Origin of the sequence: Photobacterium kasasachensis, assembly GCF_050336885.1 — a bacterium.
Classification (GTDB): domain Bacteria; phylum Pseudomonadota; class Gammaproteobacteria; order Enterobacterales; family Vibrionaceae; genus Photobacterium; species Photobacterium kasasachensis.
Map to the genome: position 1 here is coordinate 44,998 of NZ_JAKJSH010000015.1, position 20,269 is coordinate 65,266.

The following is a 20,269-nucleotide window of genomic DNA, read 5'->3' on the forward strand; positions in this document are numbered from 1 at the left end:
ATTTGAGGGGACGCCTCGAACCTCGCTGCTCGTTACTAGCAACCCAGATATTTCTTCAACTCTTTATCTTCCGGCTCTTTCAGCATCTGCTGGGTAGGGCCGAATACCCGAATCTTCCCTTGTGAAATAAAGGCGCACTTTCCGGCGATTTTCAGGGCATCCTCCGGGCTATGGGTGACCATCAGCACTGTCGTCTGCTGCTCCTTGGCCAGACTCCTTACTAACTCAAGCATTTCTTTGCGTAGTGCCGGATCCAGAGCCGAAAAAGGTTCGTCGAGCAGCAGTAGCGGCCTTTTGCGGATCAGACAGCGAGCGAGAGCCACTCGCTGCTTCTGGCCGCCGGAGAGCTGCTCCGGCAGGCGATCAAGGTACTTCTGGATCCCGACTCGTGAGGCAGCTACAACAATGTTCTCCTTGTCTTCCTGGCTAAGTTTGAGCCCCGGGTGAAGCCCCAGACCGATGTTCTCGAACACGCTTAGATGCGGAAACAGGTTGTGATCCTGAAACAGCAACGAGAGCGGTCTTTCGGAAGGAAGCTGACGGTCGATCGTCTGTCCGGCAATGGTGAGCGTGCCGCTGTCGGGGGGGAGAAAGCCCGCCACCATGGCCAGAAGGGTACTTTTTCCGGCACCGCTCGGACCGATCAGGGCGACGATATCACCGGCTTCGACTTCTAGGTCAAAGGTGAGCCGGGTTTGCTCTGCCTGCCGGGCGTTATTCGGTTGGGTATAGCTGTGGGTGAGTTGGTTCAGGGTCAGCATCATGGCGTCCGGATCAGTAATTTTTCAACCAGGGTAAAAATCCCCAGGCTGAGCAGTAGCAGGAACAGAGCAGCAACGGCAGCGGCATCCATCTGGTAGCTGCCAAGCAGCTGGAACAGATACAGCGGCAGGGTCTGAAACCCTTGGCTGCCAAACAGGGCAATGGCACCGAGATCCCCCAGTGATAGCACAAACCCTGTTGCCATTGCCTGGGCGATAGGCTTGCGCAGTGCGCGCCATTCCACCAGGCGGAAACGGGACAGCCCCTGCATGCCAAGGCTCTGGCACAGCGGATTATATTGTTGGGCAACATGCAGCATTGGCTGGCTCAGGGTTTTGATCACATAGGGCAGGGCCATTAGTGCATTGACCCCGACAATGACCCAAAAGGCGGCAGCGAACGCATCGGTGTACTGGCGCAGAAGCAGGAAGATACCGGTACTGAGAACCAGTCCCGGGGTGATCAGGATGATGGTGCCGAGCAGTTCAATGCCGTCTGCCGGTAAACTTTTCTTCTGCAGGCGCCAGTGACGGCTGGCCATGAGAATGGTGATACCGCTAACAAGCGCAGCAAGACATGACAGCGAGGCGATTTTCAGCGAATTCAGGATTGCCTGCCACAGTGCCGGTTCTGTCAGCAAGCTGGGGAGCTGGCGATTAAGCCCGGCTCCGATCACCGCCATCAGCGGCGGGAGTACCAGCAATAATGCCAAACCGATCCATACTCCGTCCCAGGTTTTCGACTTCCAGTTGTCAAACTGGTTAAGAGGACGTTGGGTCGTCGAGCCGCTAAGGGTAGGCAGAGGCTTGGCAAAGCGCTGGGTAAACAGCACCAGGCTGCTGCAGATCAACATTTGCCACAGGGCCAGAATAGCGCCGCCGGCCAAGTCAAAGTCATAGCGAAGCGCCTGATAGATAGCCAGCTCGATAGTCGTCGCTTTCGGGCCGCCGCCCAGCGACATGATCACCGCGAAACTGGTAAAGCACAGCATAAAAATCAGGCCGATGACATGAGGCAGTTGCTGACGGATCCGCGGCCAGGCGATAAAGCGGAACTTGCTCCAGCCTTTTATTCCCAGATGCGTTGCTAGCTGGTGCTGCTCGAATGGGATCCCCTCCAGGCTTTGCAGGATCAGGCGGGTCGCAAGCGGGTAGTTGAGAAAAACATGGGCCAGCAAGATGCCGTTCAGGCCGTAGATTGAAAAGGGCAGTGAATGCCCGTAGGCACTGAGCCACCCGGCCAGCAGGCCGCTTTTACCATAAATGGTCAGCAGGCCGAAAACTGCCACCAGTACCGGCAATACCAGCGTCATAGCAAACAGGCGCAGTAACAGTCCCCGGCCGGGAAACTGGCGCCGTGACAGGGCGTAGGCGGTCGGAATGGCCGGTATGATGCTCAGTAGCGTCGATAGCAGAGCCTGATAGAAGCTGAAGGCGGAGACATGGCGCAGGTAAGGGTCCCGCCAGATCTGCAGTGGATTCAGCTCATTGGCCTGGCCGATCAGGGCCAGAATGGCGCTCATCACCAGCGCGGCAATAAGCCCGGCAGAGATCATGCCGGGCAAAGTTTGGGTAACGCGTGTATTCAAAGGAGAGCGGCCATTATTGGGTCAGGGCGTGTTGCCATTCTCGGATCCATCCGCGACGCTCGGCAGCCACTTCCTCGGCACCGAATTCCAGTGACTTGGTAGGTAGAGTCAGCTGTTCAAATCCTTCAGGTAGCGTCTGCTTGGTGACCGGATACATCCAGTTGCCTGTCGGGATCACTGACTGGAACTCTGGTGTCAGGATAAAGGCCATAAATTGATCGGCCAGCTTCTGGTTTGGGCTGTTTTTCAGCTTGGCGGCGACTTCAACCTGCATGTAGTGGCCTTCGCTGAAGTCAGCGGCTTTGTACTGGTTCTTGCTTTCGGCAATGATGTGGTAGGCCGGTGAGGTCGTATAGGACAAGACGAGATCGGACTCACCTTTGAGGAACATGTTATAGGCTTCCGACCAGCCTTTGGTAACAGTGACAGTTTTCTTCGCCAGTTGCTGCCATGCCTCAGTTGCTTTGTCACCGTAGACAGACTTCATCCAGAGCATCAGGCCCTGGCCTGGTGTCGACGTGCGCGGGTCTTGGTAGATCACACTCAGATCGTCGCGTTCTATGAGCTCTTTCAGGCTTTTCGGCGGCGTTGCCAGCTTTTCGGAATCGTAAACAAAAGCAAAGTAGCCGTAGTCATACGGCACGAATGTATCGTCGTCCCAGCCGTTAGGCAGGGTGACATTGCGGGTATCGACGCTGTGCGTTGCCAGCAGGCCGGTTTTCTTGGCCTCGCTGATCAGGTTATTGTCCAGGCCCAGCAGGATGTCTGCCTTGGCGTTGCTGCCTTCAAGGCGCAGGCGGTTGAGGATAGAAACGCCGTCGTCCAGCGCCACAAACTCAAGATTACAGTTGCACTCGGCCTCGAAGGCTTTTTCAATCGCCGGGCCCGGTCCCCAGTCAGAAGCAAAAGAGCTGTAAGTATAGACGGTTAGGGTGTCTTTGGCTTCTGTAGCGGCCCATGCTGAGCCTGCTGCCATCGACAGAGTTAGAATTGGAAGTAGTTTTTTCACTATGCGCTCCTGATGCCCTTGCATCCTGCAAGAGGGAAATAAATCGAATGAGCGGCACAGGGTTGAGAAAGGCATGCAGCGTCGTGCTGCAACGTTGACAGTAATGGTGGTCAGATTATCTCAATTCCTACGCCAGCATGACCTGGTTCAGGTTCAGTGGGTCCCGCAAAAAGCAATCTCAGTCTGGTATCAGACTCCCCAATGAGAACGATAGCTATTGTAATGCGCTCTGCAGTCCGTTGCCAGCGCAATACTCCGTTGTGTCGTTTGGCCCTGTATTTTGAGTGAGCGGGCTTTGTTGAGTTAGCGAGCTTCGTTGAGTGCCCAGTCGTAGTCATAGCTGACTTTGTTGAGCTGGACCGGTTGACCCTGGCGGTAGCGGTTAAGGTGTTTCTGCAGGCTGCTCGTGCTGCCAAAATCCACGCTATACCAGTCATAAATTGAGGACAAACGGACGTTGTCGCCGCTTACCCGAACCCCTTTGGCACTGTTGATAAAGCGACTGGCACTCTGCTCAAGCAGCTTTTCGCTGTTGCTGGCGGTAAAGGCCGTCGGCTGGAGATCGGGGCAACCCAGGCTGGCACAGTTGACGACATAGTGAATGCGGGGATCATTCCAAATCGGGCGCAGGATCCGGTGTTCGATATCATTGAGCGATAGGTTATTGCCATTAATGGTGACGAGCTTTTCATCCCAGGGTCCGAAGCTGAACAGGCCGCCTAGCTTGGTTATGGATTTCAGTGGGTAGTTGTCGAGGATCAACTGAACGGTCAGAGCATTGTAGAGGTTTACCCAGTAGGCGAACTGTTCGTCTTTGCTATAGCGGCGCGGATCGGTCGCGGTTAGCTTGCGGATATAGCGATCCAAATCATACTTGTCGTTGCTGGACACGGCGCGGTAGCGGAACAGCGTCTGTTTGGGCTCCGCGACCAGATAACTATCCAGTGTTTGTTGCCAGAGGGAGTGGTCGATCGTCGCGGTATTGGTTTCATTGCTTTGTTGCCAGTAAGGCCAGAGATCGGCTCTGGGGGCGGCACAGCCGGTTGCGGAAACCAACAACAAGAAAAGGGTGAATATAGTACGCATGCTAAGTCCTTGCGATCACTGAGTTGGAAGTCACTAGATGATATGACCTGTATCGTCCTGTTTTCTTGCAGCAATTATCCGCAATTCATTTAGCAGGAATAAAAATGCCCCGGCAGCTGAGGGCCGGGGCATCAGTGAGACGCTATGCTAGTTAAGCCAGAAAAGCCGGGATCTTGCTTTCATACTCGGCGATCTTGTCCTCATGCTGGAGGGTCAGGCCGATGTTGTCCAGGCCGTTCAACAGGCAGTGGCGACGAAATTCATCGATTTCAAAGCTGTATTGTTTGCCGTTGGCGGTGACTTGCATCGTTTCCAGATCGACCGTGATTTGTGCCCCTTCGGTATTCTCGACAAACTGGAACAGCTCGTCGACTTGCTGCTCGCTCAGGCGCACAGGCACCATCTGGTTATTGATGGAGTTGCCATAGAAGATATCGGCAAAGCTCGGGGCGATCATCACCCTGATGCCGTAGTCGGCCAGTGCCCACGGTGCGTGCTCGCGCGAAGAGCCGCAGCCGAAGTTTTCGCGGGCCAGCAGGATGCTGGCACCCTGATAGCAAGGTGCGTTCATCACGAAATCCGGGTTTGGCTTCTCGCCGGCATCGTCGAGAAAACGCCAGTCGTGAAACAGATGCTTGCCAAAGCCTGTCCGGGTTACTTTCTGGAGAAACTGCTTGGGAATGATCGCGTCAGTGTCGACGTTCGCCGCATCCAAAGGAACCACCAAACCTGTATGTTGTTTAAAACCTGCCATTTTTTGTTCCTTCTGTTAAGCGGTTGCGGTTTCTGAGTCCAGTTCACGGATATCAACGAAGTGGCCGGCACAGGCGGCGGCTGCAGCCATCGCCGGGCTAACCAGATGGGTACGACCATCGCGTCCCTGGCGGCCCTCGAAGTTACGGTTACTGGTTGATGCACAGCGCTCTTTCGGACCCAGGCGGTCGTTGTTCATCGCCAGGCACATTGAGCAGCCCGGCAGGCGCCATTCAAAGCCGGCTTCAATGAAGATCTTGTCCAGTCCTTCGAGTTCGGCTTGTGCCTTGACCTGCTCTGAGCCCGGAACAACCAGTGCCTGGATATTCGGGGCTACCTGGCGTCCCTTGGCTATGGCCGCTGCGGCGCGCATATCTTCAATACGAGAGTTGGTGCACGATCCGATGAAGACTTTGTCGATACTGAAATCGGCCAGTGTTTTGCCCGCTTCCAGTCCCATATAGGCCAAGGCTTTCTCTGCCGAGGCTTTCTCGACCGGATCGCTGAAATCATCCGGTGAAGGGATTGGTTCGTCAACGGCAATCACCTGGCCCGGGTTGGTGCCCCAGGTGACCTGTGGCCTGATGTCTTTGGCATCTAAGGTAACAACAGCATCAAAGACGGCGTCGTCGTCGCTTTTCAGTGTCTTCCAGTACTCGACTGCAGCCTCGTAGTTTTCGCCGGCAGGGGAGAACTTACGATCCTTGATGTAGTCGAACGTGGTCTGATCCGGAGCGATTAGGCCGGCCTTGGCACCCAGTTCAATCGCCATGTTACAGACGGTCATTCGTCCTTCCATCGACAGATCCGTAATCGCTTCGCCGCAGAACTCGACCACATAGCCGGTACCGCCGGCTGCGGTGGTTTTGCCGATGATCGCCAGAACGATATCTTTGGCGGTAATGCCTTCTGCGACCTTGCCCTTGACTTCAATTTTCATTGTCTTGGCACGGGCCTGCTTCAGTGTCTGGGTGGCTAGAACGTGTTCGACCTCCGAGGTACCGATGCCGAAAGCCAGCGAGCCGAAGGCGCCATGGGTAGCGGTGTGTGAGTCACCACAAACGATAGTCATGCCCGGCAGCGTAATGCCCAGCTCCGGTCCCATTACATGCACGATGCCCTGGTATTTGTGGTTCAGATCATACAGGGTGACGCCGAATTCTTCGCAGTTCTTGGCCAGGGTCTCCATCTGGATCCGGGCCATTTCGCCAGAAGCATTGATGTCCTTGGTCTGGGTTGAGACATTGTGATCCATGGTGGCAAAGGTTTTGCCAATCTGGCGAACCTTGCGGCCTTTTTCACGCAGGCCGTCGAAAGCCTGCGGTGAGGTCACCTCGTGTACCAGATGACGGTCGATGTATAAAATCGGGTTTTCGCCTTCCGCCTCGACGGCAACATGGGCATCGTATACTTTTTCATAAAGCGTCTTAGGCGCTTTTGCTTCGGTGTTTGACATTGCTCGATTGCTCCTCGATCGTCTTATGCTTGGCGGATGTAGGCGGCAATCTTGTCGCCCATTTCACTGGTGCTCAGTGCCGGGGCATCACCGGCCAGATCGGCGGTTAGCTCACCAGCTTCCAGAGCCTGGGATACGGCCTGCTCAATAGCGCGTGCGGCCTGTTCTTCACCTAGGCTGTAGCGCAGCATCAGGGCGGCAGAGAGGATCTGTGCCACCGGATTGGCAATGTTCTTTCCTGCAATATCAGGGGCTGAGCCACCGGCAGGTTCGTACATGCCGAACTTGTCCTGGTTCAGGCTTGCCGATGGCAGCATTCCCATTGAACCTGTGATCATCGCGCATTCGTCGGAGATGATGTCGCCGAAGATGTTCGAGCACAGCATGACGTCGAATTGCGACGGATCTTTGATAAGCTGCATGGTCGCGTTGTCGATGTACATATGGTTCAGGGTGACATCCGGGTAGTCCCTGGCGACTTCCTCGACGACTTCGCGCCACAGGATCGAGCTCTGCAGCACATTGGCCTTGTCAATCGAGTAGACGTTCTTGTCACGCAACTGCGCCGACTCGAAGGCAATACGGGCGATACGTTCGATTTCGTAGCGGTGGTATACCTCGGTATCAAAGGCTTTTTCTTGCGGACCTTCGCCTTCGCGGCCTTTCGGCTGGCCAAAGTAGATCCCGCCGGTCAGCTCGCGCACCACTACGATGTCAAAGCCACGTTCTGAAATATCGGCACGCAGCGGCGAGAAGTTTTCCAGGCCACTGTGGATCTGCGCCGGACGCAGGTTGCAGAACAGCTGGAAGTGCTTGCGCAGCGGCAGTAGGGCACCGCGCTCTGGCTGGTCGTTTGGTGGCAGGTGTTCCCATTTCGGGCCGCCGACAGAACCAAACAGGATCGCATCGGCGTCTTCACAGCCTTTTAGCGTCGAATCGGGTAGCGGGCAACCATGGTTGTCGATGGCGATACCACCGACATCAAACTCGTTGCTCTCCAGGGTAAAGCCAAATTTTTCCTGTGCAGCGTCTAGCACCTTGTGTGCCTGCTGCATGACTTCTGGGCCAATACCGTCACCCGGTAGAACGGCAATCTTATATGTACCTGCCATGGTTATACTGTCTCCATATGGGATTTTTGTTTAAGTTCTGCAATTTGATCGGCGCGGTGAATACTGTTGATGACGTGAAGCAGTGCCTGCCCCGATGCCTCGACAATATCGGTGGCCAGGCCCGTACCGTGATACTTGCGGCCTTTGTAGTTGGCGATAATATCGGCCTGTCCCAGTCCGTCCTCACCTTCACCCTTGGCGGTCAGGTCGAACTTGTCCAGTACGATCTCGTAGCCGGTCAGGCGGTAGATACACTGGTATAGGGCGTCAACCGGGCCGTTACCGACAGCGGCTTCGCACTTCTCTTCTTCACCGCACTGCAATTTGATACTGGTGGTCGCCATGACGCTGCCGGACTGAACACTCAGGTAGTTCAGCTTGAAGAAGTCATCTTCCTCGCGCAGGTTGGCAAAGTGCATCAGAGCTTCCAGGTCGTAGTCGAAGACCTGCCCCTTGCGGTCGGCCAGCTTCAGGAAGTCGGCATACAGCTCGTCCAGGTTATACTCGTTTTCGGTATAGCCCAGGGTGTCCATATGGCTCTTCACCGCGGCACGACCAGAGCGGCTGGTCAGGTTCAGCGCCTGATTCTTAAGACCAATCGACTCGGGCGTCATGATCTCGTAGGTATTTTTGTTCTTCAGCATACCGTCCTGGTGGATCCCCGAGGAGTGGCTGAAGGCATTGGCACCGACAATGGCCTTGTTGGCCTGGATCGGCATATTACAAAGCTGGCTCACCATCTTGCTGGTACGGTGGATTTCGTCGTGCTTGATGTTGGTGTGGACACCCAGGAAGTCGGCGCGGGTTTTGATGATCATCGCGATTTCTTCCAGCGAGCAGTTACCGGCGCGCTCACCAATACCGTTGATGGTACCTTCTACCTGGCGGGCACCAGCCTGGACGGCTGCCATTGAGTTGGCCACGGACATGCCCAGATCGTCATGGCAGTGGACCGAAATCACGGCCTTGTCGATGTTCGGTACGCGTTCGAACAGCTGGGAGACAATACCGCCGAACTCGTTCGGCAGGGTGTAGCCCACGGTATCCGGGATGTTAATCGTACTGGCACCGGCGTTGATGGCGGCTTCGACCATCCGGCACAGGTTGTCAATCGGGGTACGGCCGGCATCTTCGCACGAGAATTCGACATCGTCGGTATAGTTGCGGGCACGTTTGACGGCGGCAACCCCCATCTCGATCACATCGTCATAGCTGCGGCGCAGTTTGTCCTGAACATGGATGGTGGAGGTCGAGATGAAAGTGTGGATTCGGAAGGCTTCGGCAACTTTTAGGGATTCGGCGGCGACATCAATGTCTTTGGCAACGGCACGGGACAAGGCGCAGACCCGGCTGTTTTTGATGTGCTTGGCAATGGTCTGCACCGATTCAAAATCGCCCGGGGAGGAAATCGGAAACCCCGCCTCAATCACATCGACGCCCATTCGCTCCAAGGCATAAGCAATCTGCAGCTTTTCTTTTACCGTCAAGCTGGCGGAAAGTGCCTGCTCACCGTCGCGCAAAGTGGTATCGAAAATAATGACCTGATCTTTCATTGCTTCTTCCTTATGTTGGCCTGCCTGTCTCGGCATTGTCTGCATCCGCTTGCGCCGGCTCTGTTATATAAAAAAACCCGCGCTTTCTGCGCGGGTTTTTTAGAATTCTTGGTGGTGTTTCTCACCCATCAGCTACCCGCGCGAATTATTCACGATAATGAGGAGGCTAAGGAGTAGAGAGAAACGATTTTTCATTTTTTAAATGATATCCACAAAGTTGATTAACAAATGAATACCAAATAGACAGGTTAAACGTCAACCACTAATTGAATATTTATTTTTCAAATATGGCTATTTATATGATTAATAATGGATTTATTCTTTGGTGCCGTTTGGGAGATGGCGGCTGCAGAAATGGTTACGGTGAATGACTGGCTAAAAGTGATAGCCCTGGCTGATTCGGGTCGCTACCCGATTTGTTAACAGTGTGCCAGTGTGAAGAGGATAACGGCAGAAATTTCTCGCTGATATAAAATTAATCAAATGATTAATTTGGTGTGAATAAATTCGTTACAGCCAAGGCAGAAGTATGAAGTAAATTATTAATCAGGTGATTAATTAACATGAGCGATAGAAGGAATTATGTCGGGAAAAGCAGGTCGCCCCAGCGGGGATTCTGATGCGCGGGAGAGGTTGATAACAGAGGCGAGAAAGCTCTTTGTCGCCCTTCCCTACAGCAAGGTATCGACCCGGATGATTGCGTCGCGGGCTGATGTCAATGTGGCGCTGATCCGTTATTACTTCGGGAACAAGGCAGGCCTGTTCGAGACTATGTTACGTGAAACACTGGAGCCGATCCGTGCCCAGCTAAAGCGGGTGATCAGTGTCGGAGATGCGGACAGTGTGGGCGATCTGATGCGGACCTACTATCGGATCATGGCGCCAAGTCCTGATCTGCCCAAATTAATCGTACGTACGATGATGATGGAACCCGGTGACTTGCAGCGGCGTTCCATGGAAAAGATTTTCAGTGAAATAGCGTTTCCGGCAGAAGATTTAATGTTGGAACAGATGAGCCGTGCCGGGATATTACGTGATGATGTGTCGCCGAAAAAGGCAAGGATGACCTTCATCAGCATGATGGTTTTTCCGTTTTTGGCCCCGCCGGCTCTGCTTGGGTTGCAAGGAATTGAATTGAATGAAGAATGGTTGATGGAGCTGGCTGATCATAATGTCGATGTGTTGCTTCACGGTATTTTAGCGCAGGGGGGCCGTACCAATGATGAAGCTTAATAGAAAACTATTGATTTTGCCGGCGATACTGGTTGGTGTGGCCGTGTTGGCGCTGGCGATTAATCTGCGCTCGACCCCGGCAGTCAAGCCGGTGTTGAACAAGGCGCGGCCGGTTGATGTGATTAGCTTGCAGCAGCTGCCTCTGGCCCCCGTGGTGACCGGGTTTGGCCGGGTTAAGCCCAAAGTCGAATGGCAGGCCATTGCCGAAGTATCCGGCAAGGTGGTGTATCGCCATCCCGGGCTGGAGAAAGGTCGGGTACTGGATGCCGGCACGACCTTGCTGAAAATTGATCCCCTGGATTACGAACTCCGTTTGGCCCAGGCCGAAGCCGATGTCAGTTCAAGTCAGGCTCAGCTAGCCAAGCTGGCCCAGGAAGAGCAGAACCTGAAAACGACACTGAAGATTGAGAAAAACCGGTTGGCCATCAGCCAAAAAGAGCTGACCCGCAAGAAAGAGTTACGGGGCAAGGGATTAACCTCGCAGTCTGCTGTCGATTTAGAGTTGCAAAATACCCTCGCCAGCCAGAAGGTGGTCCAGGATATCGAGAATCAGCTGATTGTGCTGCCCAATGAACGCAAAGTCACCGTTGCACAGCTGGAAGTTAACCAGTCTCGGGTTGCCGAGGCCAGGCGCTCGCTGGAGAAAACCGTGATCACTCTGCCGGTGGATGCTCGGATCTCCAGTGTCGATATCGAGCAGGATCAGGTGGTCAATGCCCAGCAAAGTATGGTCATCGCCCACGGGATCGACACCGTGGAAATTGATGCCCAGGTTGCCCTCCATGATATGCAGGTACTGGCATCGAGCCTGACCCAGTATACGGCACATGCCGATGGCCGTCCGCGGGCTGATCAGCTTGATCTGACGGCGAGTATCCAGCTATCTAGCGGTAGCTTCCAGCAACAGTGGCCGGCGAAGGTTACCCGGATCAGCGATACCGTCAGTGCCAATCAGGCCACGGTCGGGGTGATCCTCGAGGTGGATCAGGATTACAGTCAGCTCTCTCCGGAAGATGCGCCGCCATTGGTGAATGGCATGTTTGTCGAGGCCCGCTTGTCAGGACAGGACAATGCCCACTGGGTGATCCCGGAGCGGGCACTGCATGGTGATAATATTTACCTGGTTGCAGAGAACAATACGTTGCAGATCCAGCCGGTTACCGTGCTGTTCCGCCGGGCTGGCAAGGTTGCTATCGCGGGTGAGCTATCATCCCGGCAGCAGCTTGTCGTTAATGATCTGCTGCCGGCGGTGTCCGGTATGGCACTTCAGGTAGTTACTCGAAATGGTCTGGCGGTGACAGAGGCGAGTCAGCAAGACAATGATGGGGCAAGCCAGAAGGATGAGGAGCCTGCGTTATGATCCGTTATTTTTCTCGTCATCCGACAGCAGCCAACTTGTTGATGTTGGCCCTGCTGATCTTCGGCCTGGTCTCCCTGCCGCAGATCAAGCGGGAAACGTTTCCTGAATTCTCGCCGCCTTACATTATTGCTTCAGTCGTGTACCCGGGGGCTTCGCCGCAGGAAGTCGAAGAGAGCATTTGTATGCGGATGGAAGATGCGGTCGATGGGTTGGCGAATATCGAGGAGACCCGCTGTGAGGCAGTAGAGGGTTCGGCTTCGTTGGTCCTCAAGCTAACCAGTAGTGATGTGGTGTCGCGGATGCTGGTGGATGTCCAGACCCAAATTAACGCCATCAATGACTTCCCGACGCAAATCGAATCACCGATCGTCCGCGAGCTGGACTGGAACGAGCCCGTCGTTGATGTGGCTATCAGTGCCGATACCAGCTGGCCGCACCTGAAGGCCTACGCCGAGCAGCTGAAGCGCAAGCTGAAGCTGGATTACGGCGTATCCCTGGTTGAAGTGGCCGGTTTCTCCGATCACCAGCTTCGGGTGGAGCTGAAAGAAGCCCCGCTGCGCCAGTTGGGCCTCAGTGTCGGTGATGTTGCCGATCGCCTTTCGCGTCAGAACTTGAAGTTACCGAGCGGCAATATTGAGCTGGCGGAGAAAAACCTGTTGATCCGGTTCGATGAGCAGAAGATCACCCCGGATACGCTGGCCAGCACCGTGATCGGTGCCGACAGCGACGGTGCCCTGCTGCGGCTGGGAGACATTGCAACCATTACCGACCGGTTCGAGCTGGATGAGCAGAAAGTGCTGTTCGACGGTCAGCCGTCGGCGCTGCTGAAGATCAGCAAGAACAAGGCAGATGATGCCTTGCGGATCAAAGAGCGGGTGGTGCAGTTTGTCGAGGATGAGAACCAAATCGCGCCGACTGGCGTCACGCTTAATCTGACCAACGATATCTCCTCGGTCTTGTGGGATCGCCTGACCATGATGGTGAAAAATGGCTGGCAGGGGGTGGTGCTGGTTTTTGCCACCATGTGGCTGTTTTTCACGTTCCGCTATTCGTTCTGGGTGGCGGCTGGGTTGCCGGTTGCCTTTCTGGGCAGCTTGTTCCTGATGGCTGGCCTTGGTTTGTCGATTAACATCATGTCACTGGTCGCTCTGCTTATGGCGATTGGTATCATGATGGATGATGCCATCGTGATCGCCGAGTCGATAGCTGCCCACCTTGAGCGAGGGATGGCGATACCCGATGCCGTCTCTGAAGGGGTGAAGAAAGTCTTCCCCGGAGTGCTTTCCTCTTATCTCACGACAGTGTGTATCTTTGGCAGCTTGTTGTTTTTGGAAGGGGAAATGGGGGCCGTTCTCAAGGTGGTCCCTATGGTGCTGATCCTGGTGCTGACCATCAGCCTGGTTGAGGCCTTTCTGATTTTACCCAATCATCTGAGCCATTCGCTGCAAAAACAACGGGCGAGAGGCAAACATGAGCGACCGCCGTTGGCATTCAAAGCCCGTTTTCTCAAGCGCTTTGAGACATTTCGTAACAACCAGTTGGTGACTGCGGTAGATGCCGTGGTGCGCTGGCGCTACCTGTTTCTGGGCAGCGTGATTGCGATGTTGTTGATTTCTTTCTCCCTGCTTGCCGGCGGCGCGCTGAAGTTTGTCGGCTTCCCCGAGCTTGACGGTGATATTGCCGAAGCCCGGGTGATCCTGCCGCCGGGAGCGTCATTGGCCCAGACCGAGCTGGTGGTCGATGAAATCATCACGGCCGCTGAAAAGCTTAACCGTGAGTGGAGTGACGAGCGGGAAGGCGGGCAGATGCTGGTCGAGCATATTACCGCGCAATATAACTTCAATGCCGATGCCGATGAAAACGGCCCGCATGTCGCCACAGTGCGACTGGATATGCTGGGTGCTGAATCGCGCAATAGCCTGATCGATGAGTTTATTGCTGCCTGGCGTGAGGAAGTCGGGGTGATTGCCGCGCCGGTGTCCATGGTCTTCAAGCAGCCGATGGTCGGGCCGGGTGGCCGGGCGGTCGAAATTCGGATGCAGCATGACGATCTTGAGATGCTCAAAGGCGCCTCGATTGAACTGCAGCAGTTCCTGAATGAGTTTGACGGTGTATCCGGTGTGTTGGATGACATGCGGATGGGTAAGCAGGAGGTATTGGTCAAACTGCGTCCGGGGGCCGAAAGCTTCGGCATTGACGGCCAGATGATAGCTTCTCAGCTGCGGGCGGCCTACTTTGGCCAGACTGCCGATGAAATTCAGATTGGTCCGGAGAATATCGAGGTCGAGGTGCGCTTTGACAAGCAGGAAGCGGCCAACCTCCAGACGCTGGCAAGCTTCCCGGTGATCCTGGGCGATGGTAGCCAGATCCCGCTAGCCTCGATTGCCGTGCTGGAATACCAGCGTAACTTTGTCCGTATTCAGCGGATCAACGGGGTCCGGACTCTGAGTGTGTTTGCCGATCTTGATAGCAGTAAGATCAGCTCGACAGAAATTACCCGGCAGTTCCGTAATCGCCTGATGCCCGAGTTGCAGCAAGCATACCTGGGGCTGCGGTTTGATTTTGAAGGCGAGGCCAAAGATACGGCGCAAACCGGTCAGTCGATGGGAATTGGTTTTATGCTGGGTATCTTCGGGGTGTTCGTGATCCTCAGCTATCAGTTCCGAAGCTATCTGGAGCCGTTTGTGGTGTTGCTGGCGATCCCGCTGGCCCTGATTGGCGTTTTCTGGGGGCACTGGTTACTGGGCTTTGCCTTGAGCATGCCGAGTATCATGGGTTTCGTTTCCCTTGCCGGGGTGGTCGTCAATGATTCTATTTTGCTGGTGCAGTATATCCGCCACCATGTCGATGATGGTGACAGTGTGCATGATGCCGTGGTGAAAGCGAGCCGGGAGCGTTTTCGTGCCGTGTTCCTGACCTCCCTGACAACGGCGGCCGGGTTGCTGCCGCTGCTGCTGGAAACCAGCTTGCAGGCACAGGTGATCCAGCCGCTGGTGATATCAATCGTATTTGGGATCTTTACCTCGACCCTGCTGGTACTGTTTATGATCCCGGCGGCCTACGCCATTCTTGCCGACTTCAACCTAGTGCGAAAGCACGAGGAACTTGTGCCGGCCTAGACCGCTATTGCCATCACACTCTCAAACGGGACCAGTTGGTCCCGTTTTTTTTGTCTGATGCCTGGCCAGGCTTTCACACTGGCGTGTTTTATCATTGAGCCTCCTTGAAAACGTCACGGCACTGTCATCTCGCTTTTTTAGTCTGACGATAATTTAATCAGTGAAGGACTCAATGATGGCCGTTCTCGCACCGATACAGCGTTTTGATAATGCCTTTTCTACTCTTTGCCTGTGCCACCGGTTTAATTATCAGGTGGCTGCTATGAGCCGGGCGGTTTCTCGTTCGGGAGACGGCCCGCTGTATGCTGTTTTCGGCATGACGGTATGGCTGACCGATGAACAACAAGGCAGTCAGGTGCTCGTTCTCGGCTTGCTGGCATTTTTAATCGAGCTGCCGGTGTATTGGCTGCTTAAAAACGCATTCAAGCGCAGTCGGCCCAGCCACCTGCCGAGCTTTATTAAACCCTCCGATAAATACAGTTTGCCTTCCGGGCATACGGCTGCCGCGTTCATCATGGCCTCGCTTATCTCGGCGTTTTATCCGACAGCGGCTTGGCTCGTGTGGCCATGGGCAGCGCTTATCGGCTTGTCCCGGGTACTGCTCGGGGTGCATTTCATCAGTGATATTGTGGCGGGCGCATTGCTCGGACTGATCAGCTTCGATTTCGTTCAGGGGACATTATGAAGATACTTTACGGCGTACAGGGTACCGGCAATGGTCATATTTCACGGGCCCGGGAAATGGCGCGGGCCTTTAGTCAGCTAGATGTCGAGGTGGACTATCTGTTCTCCGGCAGGCCGGCGGAGCACTACTTTGATATGGCCTGTTTCGGGAACTTTCAGACTCGTCGCGGGCTGACGTTTGTTACTGAAAACGGTCAGCTCAACCAATGGAAAACCGTGACACAAAATCATCCGGCCAAATTCCTGCAGGATGTGAAGGCCTTGGATTTAAGCCGGTATGATGTCGTACTGAATGATTTTGAGCCGGTAACGGCATGGGCGGCCAAGGTTCAGAAGATACATAGTATCGGGATCAGCCACCAGAATGCTTTCCTGCACCTGGTGCCCAAGAAGGGGGAAGGGTGGAGTGATCGCCTGATCACCCGGCACTTTGCGCCTACCTCGCAGCAGCTAGGGCTGCATTGGCACCATTTCGGGCATATGATTTTGCCGCCGATAGTACCACCAACCCATAGTAGCCAGATCCGCAATGACGGCAGTGTATTGGTCTACCTGCCCTTTGAAGACCTGGGCAAGGTACTGGCATTGTTGTCGCGTTTTTCCCAGCAGCATTTTTATTGCTATCACCCAGCCGTCACCGACGATCAGGAGCTGGAAAATATCAGTATCAGGGCATTGAACCGGGAAAGCTTCCATTACCGTTTGCAACGCTGCGCCGGGGTAATTGCCAATGGCGGTTTCGAGCTGCCGTCAGAAGCGATCGGATTGGGGAAAAAGCTGTTGCTAAAACCGTTGCAGGGGCAGTACGAACAGCAGAGTAACGTGGCAACGCTGGAGCAAATGGGGCTGGCGATGTCGATGGTCCATCTTGACCCTTCTGCTGTTCGTCTGTGGCTGGACACAGATGCGGCAGGGGTGGTTAAAATTCCCGATGTTGCCCAGGCGATCGCACGCTGGGTTATCGCCGGTGATTGGTATAACTGTGATGAATTATGGCAGCGGCTTTGGCTGCAGGTTGAGTTTCCCGATTTGGTGCATGATTTAATGGTCGAGTTTGACTCACCTCAGGAAGCCGAGAAGCGTATATTTTCAATCACTGGGACTTATTGATAAGTCGTAAAATTGCTTTTTCAGTCGAATGGATGTGGTTATTAATTGCTCAATAGTGCGTCATTTTTTGCTTATAATTGCGCCTTTATTTAATTTATAGAGATTTTATAACTTTTTATAATGAGTTTAACTTGTTGATTTGGTTTGATTTGTATTCTGAATTTTAGTATTTGCTTATAAGTCTTTACATTTGCTGACTTTCGCCTATTGGTTTCATCAATCTATTTGAATAATACTGGCCGCATCCCGAACAGGGGGACAGTGGTAGGAGCAGAGGAGAAGCTCTTTTATTCAGCGGTGGCATAACGGATTTTGCCCCAAATTTAATTCAAGTAGAGGCAAAATATGACGCGAAAAACTTCATCTATTCATCCGACTGATAGCTATAGAATGGAGTCAAATCTAAGAAGTGTTGACCTTAACCTTCTGACTGTATTTGATGCGGTGATGCAAGAGCAAAACATTACCCGTGCCGCCCATAATTTGGGTATGTCGCAGCCTGCGGTAAGTAACGCTGTAGCGCGCCTGAAAGTGATGTTCAATGATGAGCTGTTTATCCGTCATGGTCGTGGGATCCAGCCAACCCAACGTGCGAAGCAGTTGTTTGGTCCGGTGCGCCAGGCGCTCCAGTTGGTAAAAAATGAACTGCCGTCTTCTATCTTTTCACCAGAGACGTCAAACCGTACTTTCAAGCTGGCTATTTGCAGCCCGTCGGACATGCGTTTTGCTCCACGTATTTTAAGTAACGTGGCCGAGCAGGCACCTAACCTGCGTATGCAGCTAGAAGCCGAGCTGGATGCTGAACTTGCCCAGAAGATGCGCTATCAGGAAGTTGACTTTGTGATTGACTATGTACGCTTTGACGAACCGGGTTTTTGCAGCACCGAGCTGTTCAGTGACGAACTGGTTGTGATTGCGGCCGGTAACCACCCGCGTATTGGCGATACGATCACCGAGACTGAGTTTGCGGCAGAGAAACACGCGGTGTTGAAGTCGATTCCGGGCGTCAAGCTGTTCGCGGATCATATTTATAACCAGCACAATTCGTACCATGAAGCCTACCAGGGCGCGAGCCTGAGCAACATTATGTATGTGGCTGGCCAGTCTGACTTGATTGCGGTTATGCCGCGTTGGCTGGCTGAGTCGGCTGCCCAGTCTCAGCAGCTGAAAATTCTACCGCTACCGTTTGAATCAGCAAAAATCTGCGGTTACCTGAGCTGGCATGAATCGTCTCAGAAGGATAAAGGCCATATCTGGATGCGAGATCAACTGCTGAACGTCTGTGGTGATAGCTCTTACTAACCACGACTAGCCACTGTTTGAGAAGCCAGCGCCTGCTGGCTTCTTGTGATCGCCGGGCCCTGCCTCCTGCCCGGCGACCATAATTTCTTACACTTTGTATTATTTCTTTTAATAACTCGTATCAGGCCTGTACCGACAGGGATAGGGACTGGGATCGCCACGACATAAAAAATAAAATATGGTGCTTTACAGTTGCCTTTTTTGGCCCCGACTGTAGACTTCGCTATCTCTAATAGGCTTACAGGTGTAAGCCAGAATGGCAGAGTAGTTATGGCTGAACGTGATTTTCATATCGTAAATCGAATTCGTGCCCAGATTGCCCGTTTGGGTGATCGGGTGGCATTGCGTCATCAGGTCGAAGACCAGTGGCAGGATATAAGTTGGACGGAGTTTGGTGGGCAGATCCACCAACTTGCCCTGGCAATGCTTAGCCAGGGGCTGAATGTCCAGGACAAGGTCGGTATTTTCTCCAACAACATGCCGCGATGGACCATTGCAGATTTTGCTGCCCTCTATAACCGTTGCGTGACAGTGCCTATCTACCCGACCAGCACGCCGCAGCAGGCTGCCTATATCATCAATAATGCCGATGTCCGTATTCTGTTTGTCGGCGAGCAGGCCCAGCATGATGCAGCGGTAGAAATAATCGAAGAATGCCCGCAGTTAGAGCGTATCGTCGTGATGTCTGACGCTGTCGAGCTGGCCGATCATCCTTTAGTTTGCCGCTACCATGACTTTGCCGGCCAGGCTGCTAGCGAAGCCTCTGCTGAGATCGAAACTGAATTGGCACAGCGCCTCGAACAGACGGCAATGGACGACCTGCTGACCCTGATCTATACCTCGGGTACCACAGGGACGCCGAAAGGGGTCATGCTGGACTATGCGAACATTGGCTCGCAGCTGGCAGGCCATGATACCAATCTTGCTCTGGATGAGGGGGATACGTCGCTTTGCTTCTTGCCGCTGTCTCATGTGTTCGAGCGTGCCTGGACCTTCTACGTACTGCACCGTGGCGGCGTGAACTGCTATCTGTCAGATACCAATAAGCTGAAAGAAACCTTGGTAGACGTGAAGCCGAACGTCATGTCTGCGGTACCGCGGGTGTATGAAAAAATCTATTCTGCGGTTCACGACAAAGTTGCGCGGGCCCCTTTCCATCGCAAGGTGATTTTCACCTGGGCGGTGAATATGGGCGCGCGGATGGCCCTGTGTCGTCAGCAGCAGCGTAAACCTTCGCTGATGCTCAAAAAGAGCTACAAGCTGGCGGATAAGCTGGTGCTGTCGAAGCTGCGTGAAATTCTCGGCGGTCAGATCAAGTTTATGCCGTGTGGTGGTGCCAAGCTTGATGCCAGTATCGGCCGTTTCTTCCATGCCATTGGCATTAACGTCAAGCTGGGCTACGGCATGACCGAAACCACGGCGACCGTTTCCTGCTGGGACGACACCTGTTTTAACCCGGACTCTATCGGGATACCGATGCCGGGCGCCGAGGTCAAGATTGGTGACAATAGAGAAATCCTGGTCCGTGGCCCGATGGTCATGCGCGGTTATTACAAGATGCCGGAAGAGACCGCCAAGAACTTCACGGAAGACGGCTTCCTGAAAACAGGTGATGCCGGTGAGTTCGACGAGGCAGGCAACCTGTTTATCACCGATCGCATCAAGGAGCTGATGAAAACCTCGGGCGGTAAGTATATTGCGCCGCAGGTGATAGAAGGCGCTATCGGTAAAGATCACTTTATCGAGCAGATTGCCGTAATTGCCGATACCCGCAAGTTCGTCTCGGCCTTGATTGTCCCGTGTTTCGAGACGCTGGAAGAGCATGCTCGTGAGCTCAACATCAAATACCAGGATCGCCTTGAGCTGGTTAAGCACAGCCAGATCGTGGAGCTGATCGAGAAGCGAGTAATTGAACTGCAGAAGGACTTGGCCCGCTTTGAACAGGTGAAAAAGTTCACCTTGCTGCCGATAGCATTCTCGATGGACAAGGGAGAGCTGACTCCGACGCAGAAACTGCGCCGTAAGGTGATCCAGGACCGATATCATCAGGAAATTGAGCGGATGTATGAAGAAAGTCATAAGAAGTCGGTGAGACACCACTGATACCGCTTTGCAACCCTCTGTATAAAGGAGCCTTCGGGC

The 20,269-nt window shown here is 53.9% G+C and carries 15 protein-coding genes and 1 riboswitch; of the genes, 7 read left to right on the forward strand and 8 right to left on the reverse strand.

Going from position 1 to position 20,269, the window contains the following annotated elements; genetic code table 11:
- Positions 1 to 35: 35 nt before the first annotated feature.
- From thiQ to leuA, 8 genes are all read right to left on the reverse strand, one after another.
- On the reverse strand, positions 36 to 761 hold the full coding sequence (gene thiQ / locus L4D19_RS20250) for a thiamine ABC transporter ATP-binding protein (protein ID WP_428454067.1): 726 nt from the start codon (positions 759 to 761) through the stop codon (positions 36 to 38).
- Positions 761 to 2,317, reverse strand: a complete 1,557-nt coding sequence (thiP, locus tag L4D19_RS20255; protein WP_428454068.1) for a thiamine/thiamine pyrophosphate ABC transporter permease ThiP — start codon at positions 2,315 to 2,317, stop codon at positions 761 to 763. The genes thiQ and thiP overlap by 1 nt, the downstream gene beginning before the upstream one ends.
- A 46-nt stretch (positions 2,318 to 2,363) precedes the next feature.
- Positions 2,364 to 3,326, reverse strand: a complete 963-nt coding sequence (gene thiB / locus L4D19_RS20260; protein ID WP_428454069.1) for a thiamine ABC transporter substrate binding subunit — start codon at positions 3,324 to 3,326, stop codon at positions 2,364 to 2,366.
- 140 nt (positions 3,327 to 3,466) lie between these two features.
- Positions 3,467 to 3,570, reverse strand: a riboswitch (TPP riboswitch).
- A gap of 92 nt (positions 3,571 to 3,662) precedes the next feature.
- Complete coding sequence (locus L4D19_RS20265) at positions 3,663 to 4,445, reverse strand: DUF547 domain-containing protein (RefSeq protein ID WP_428454010.1); 783 nt, start codon at positions 4,443 to 4,445, stop codon at positions 3,663 to 3,665.
- A 151-nt stretch (positions 4,446 to 4,596) separates the two neighbouring features.
- On the reverse strand, positions 4,597 to 5,199 hold the full coding sequence (gene leuD, locus L4D19_RS20270; RefSeq protein ID WP_428454011.1) for a 3-isopropylmalate dehydratase small subunit: 603 nt from the start codon (positions 5,197 to 5,199) through the stop codon (positions 4,597 to 4,599).
- Positions 5,200 to 5,214: 15 nt separating this feature from the next.
- Positions 5,215 to 6,654 (reverse strand): 3-isopropylmalate dehydratase large subunit, encoded by a 1,440-nt coding sequence (gene leuC, locus L4D19_RS20275; RefSeq protein ID WP_428454012.1) that lies wholly within the window; start codon positions 6,652 to 6,654, stop codon positions 5,215 to 5,217.
- A gap of 23 nt (positions 6,655 to 6,677) precedes the next feature.
- Positions 6,678 to 7,766 (reverse strand): 3-isopropylmalate dehydrogenase, encoded by a 1,089-nt coding sequence (gene leuB / locus L4D19_RS20280; RefSeq protein ID WP_428454013.1) that lies wholly within the window; start codon positions 7,764 to 7,766, stop codon positions 6,678 to 6,680.
- A 2-nt stretch (positions 7,767 to 7,768) separates the two neighbouring features.
- Positions 7,769 to 9,319 (reverse strand): 2-isopropylmalate synthase, encoded by a 1,551-nt coding sequence (gene leuA / locus L4D19_RS20285; RefSeq protein WP_160651880.1) that lies wholly within the window; start codon positions 9,317 to 9,319, stop codon positions 7,769 to 7,771.
- Positions 9,320 to 9,901: 582 nt separating this feature from the next.
- On the opposite strand from leuA, the gene L4D19_RS20290 reads away from it, so the two are divergent.
- From L4D19_RS20290 to L4D19_RS20320, 7 genes are all read left to right on the forward strand, one after another.
- Positions 9,902 to 10,552, forward strand: a complete 651-nt coding sequence (locus L4D19_RS20290) for a TetR/AcrR family transcriptional regulator (RefSeq protein ID WP_428454014.1) — start codon at positions 9,902 to 9,904, stop codon at positions 10,550 to 10,552.
- Positions 10,542 to 11,912 (forward strand): efflux RND transporter periplasmic adaptor subunit, encoded by a 1,371-nt coding sequence (locus L4D19_RS20295; RefSeq protein ID WP_428454070.1) that lies wholly within the window; start codon positions 10,542 to 10,544, stop codon positions 11,910 to 11,912. Before L4D19_RS20290 ends, L4D19_RS20295 begins: the two co-directional genes overlap by 11 nt.
- On the forward strand, positions 11,909 to 15,031 hold the full coding sequence (locus tag L4D19_RS20300; RefSeq protein ID WP_428454015.1) for an efflux RND transporter permease subunit: 3,123 nt from the start codon (positions 11,909 to 11,911) through the stop codon (positions 15,029 to 15,031). Before L4D19_RS20295 ends, L4D19_RS20300 begins: the two co-directional genes overlap by 4 nt.
- Before the next feature lie 175 nt (positions 15,032 to 15,206).
- A complete protein-coding gene (locus L4D19_RS20305; protein ID WP_428454071.1) occupies positions 15,207 to 15,716 on the forward strand; it encodes a phosphatase PAP2 family protein in 510 nt (169 codons plus the stop codon).
- A complete protein-coding gene (locus L4D19_RS20310; protein WP_428454016.1) occupies positions 15,713 to 16,825 on the forward strand; it encodes an MJ1255/VC2487 family glycosyltransferase in 1,113 nt (370 codons plus the stop codon). Before L4D19_RS20305 ends, L4D19_RS20310 begins: the two co-directional genes overlap by 4 nt.
- A 345-nt stretch (positions 16,826 to 17,170) precedes the next feature.
- Positions 17,171 to 18,127: a transcriptional regulator LeuO gene (gene leuO, locus L4D19_RS20315; RefSeq protein WP_428454017.1), complete on the forward strand. Its 957-nt coding sequence runs from the start codon at positions 17,171 to 17,173 to the stop codon at positions 18,125 to 18,127.
- Positions 18,128 to 18,397: 270 nt separating this feature from the next.
- On the forward strand, positions 18,398 to 20,230 hold the full coding sequence (locus tag L4D19_RS20320; protein WP_428454018.1) for an AMP-dependent synthetase/ligase: 1,833 nt from the start codon (positions 18,398 to 18,400) through the stop codon (positions 20,228 to 20,230).
- Positions 20,231 to 20,269 lie beyond the last annotated feature (39 nt).